This window comes from Acinetobacter sp. 129952 (assembly GCF_056642055.1).
Genome location: NZ_JBWVSU010000028.1, coordinates 1 through 2,723 on the forward strand (window position 1 = coordinate 1; position 2,723 = coordinate 2,723).

Annotated in this window: 3 protein-coding genes; 1 reads left to right on the forward strand and 2 read right to left on the reverse strand. The window is 32.6% G+C overall.

Features of this window, described 5'->3' with window-relative positions; translation table 11 throughout:
* Positions 1-159 precede the first annotated feature (159 nt).
* Both AC1IR0_RS15535 and AC1IR0_RS15540 read right to left on the reverse strand, forming a co-directional pair.
* The gene (locus tag AC1IR0_RS15535) at positions 160-459 is read right to left on the reverse strand and encodes a hypothetical protein (RefSeq protein ID WP_004897615.1); all 300 of its coding nucleotides are present in this window, start codon (positions 457-459) and stop codon (positions 160-162) included.
* A gap of 2 nt (positions 460-461) precedes the next feature.
* Positions 462-1,100 carry an AAA family ATPase gene (locus AC1IR0_RS15540; protein ID WP_004897614.1) on the reverse strand — a complete coding sequence of 213 codons (639 nt, stop codon included), beginning with the start codon at positions 1,098-1,100 and terminating at the stop codon, positions 462-464.
* A gap of 391 nt (positions 1,101-1,491) precedes the next feature.
* Here AC1IR0_RS15540 and repM point away from each other — a divergent pair, with 391 nt between their 5' ends.
* Positions 1,492-2,439 carry a replication initiation protein RepM gene (gene repM, locus AC1IR0_RS15545; protein WP_026444494.1) on the forward strand — a complete coding sequence of 316 codons (948 nt, stop codon included), beginning with the start codon at positions 1,492-1,494 and terminating at the stop codon, positions 2,437-2,439.
* Positions 2,440-2,723: the final 284 nt, after the last annotated feature.

Sequence of the window (2,723 nt, forward strand, 5' to 3'; positions counted from 1 at the left end):
GAAGTTATGAAGTTATGAAGTTATGAAGTTATGAAGTTATGAAGTTATGAAGTTATGAAGTTATGAAGTTATGAAGTTATGAAGTTATGAAGTTATGAAGTTATGAAGTTATGAAGTTAGGTTATTTAATTTTATAAATTAAATAACCCATTCTCAATTTTATTTAAAACTATTATCAACTAACTGCTTAAAATCTTCTAAATTCTGCTCTGCCAGTGACTCTAAAGCTATTCTTACAATACTAGATCTGTTAACACGAGCATTATTACTTTTGATAATTAGCTCATCAATTAATTCACTTAATTCTTGGTTTAAAGAAAAGGTACAACGAACGAATTTCTTTTGTGAAACTTCTAGATCCTTAACTCTTTTATCAGCTCCAGATATGAAATTTTCAACCAGTTTATCCTGATCTGAAAGCTCGTCATTTTTCTTTTTTAAACCACTAAGACCTGCCATAATTATACTCCTAAAAACTCTTGAGCTATCCCTTCAATTTCTGCTTTTGCCTTAGGATCACTTGTTACTTCAAAAACAGATAAGCCATTTTCATCTGCATCATCATAAACATTTCGATTTGTCGTGATTTGGTCTAAGGCTTTTATTCCAAACGATACACAGGCTTCTTTAGCATCTAAAATTCGTTGTACTTGTGACGGTAATGTTGGGCATTGTGTAATGATTGCTCTTGCATTCAAATCTGGATTCACTGCTCGTGCCAGTTTTAATACTTGTTCCATATGATCCAAAGTTTTTAGATCTCTACGTTTAGGCCTAAAAGGCAATAGCATATGTGTTGCTATAGTCATAGCAGAACGCAATGCTTCCGAATCTTGTCCACCAGCATCAATGATAATATCTTCATATCTTTTTGATAAATCTTTTAAAACTTGACGAATATTGCCTGAAGCTTGTACAGATGGAATATTTTTTAAATCCTCATTTTCATCACGTTCTTTAATCCAGTCAGTCGTTGTACCTTGAGGATCTGCATCTAAAAGCAGAACATCTCTATTCTTTTTTTGTAAATAAACTGCTAAGTTTTGGGCGAGGCAGCTTTTACCAGCTCCGCCTTTTTCACCACCTACCAAGATAATCATAAGTTATGTAAGTTACGTAATTTTGTTAAAAATAATGTACAAGTTTCAATCTTCTGAATCAACTATTGTGAAAAATAAAGTTAAAAAATAAAGTTATCCACAAGTAATGTTCTTTTTTAATTTTATATATATTTTTAAATTTATATTTATAGGACCTTTGAATGCCTTATACAGTATAGTTTTCAGAGGATTTATATGGACATTTTCCTGACAATAAGTGGACATTTTCCTTTATTTAAATGGACGTTTTCCTGACAATAAGTGGACATTTTCCTTTATTTAAATGGACGTTTTCTTGATATAAATGGACGTTTTCTTGGCATAAATAAGTTCCATTAATGGACATTAAGTGTTAATGTCTATTAATGGAACTTATTTCTTTAATCACAATATGGCAAATCTGATTTATAAAGACAATAACTTGATTGAAGCATCTTATGCATTGACTCTGTCTGAACAACGCTTAATTTTAGTTGCAATTATTGCAGCTAGGGAAATTGAAAAAGAGCTTACATCGGATACATTGCTAACAATCCATGCGTCTGAATACATGAAGCACTTTAATTTGGGTCGTCAAGCGGCCTATGAGGCTCTTCAGGGAGCGTGTGATAACTTGTTTGAACGTAGACTCACCTATAAGGCCATAGATCCTGTTACAGGTAGGCCAGCGGTCTACAAAAGCCGTTGGGTATCAAAAGTTGGCTATGTTAAAGAAGCCGCATGCGCTCAACTAATTTTTGCTCCTGATATTTTACAGCTTTTTGTAAAACTTGAAGAAAAGTTTACTCGTTATGAATTAAAGCAAATTTCTCAATTATCTAGTGTATACGCTATACGGCTGTATGAACTTTTGATTAGATGGCGTAGCAAAGGCAAGCTATATATTAGTATGGTTGAATTGCGTGATAAGTTAGGTCTACTTGAAAATGAATATAAAACCATGGGAGATTTCAAAAAGCGTGTATTGACGGTTGCCATAGATCAAATTAATAAACTTACTGATATCGACGTAAGTTATGAGCAAAAAAAAGAAGGAAGAACAATTACACATATCGAATTTTCTTTTAATCAAAAAGCTTCCTTAATTGTTAGTGATAAGATACTGGAACCGACATATCAGTTGACACCAAAACAATCTATATTTTTCGCTCAAAAATTGTGTGACCTTATCAAATATCCCGAATTCGGGGGGAAATATGCCAATGTAGGCGAAGAGATCGAAGCGTTTAAAGAAAGGATTTCACTTGAACTTCTCGACCCTGAAAAGGTAAAAAAGTATTATCCGGATTTGTTAAAAGTGGGCTATAAAGAAAAATATAAATCGGAAAAGTTATCATAACCTGAATAATAGAAATTCTTATTTTGAACACGACTAACCTATAGGAAAAATTTAGTCTGCCCTGGTAACCCTAGTTCTATAATTTGGTCTTTATTGAGAAGTGTGTGTTTTAATTGCAAGGTTATTACATAAACAGTTAGCAGCTGATCTATAAGGAATATAAGATTATAAAATTACATAACTTATGTAACTTACGAAACTTATGAGCTTATGTAATCCTGCAGAGAGTGATGAGATGGAACCTCTTCCGGTAATGCTTGTCAGGGATTTGTCCATATATGGAA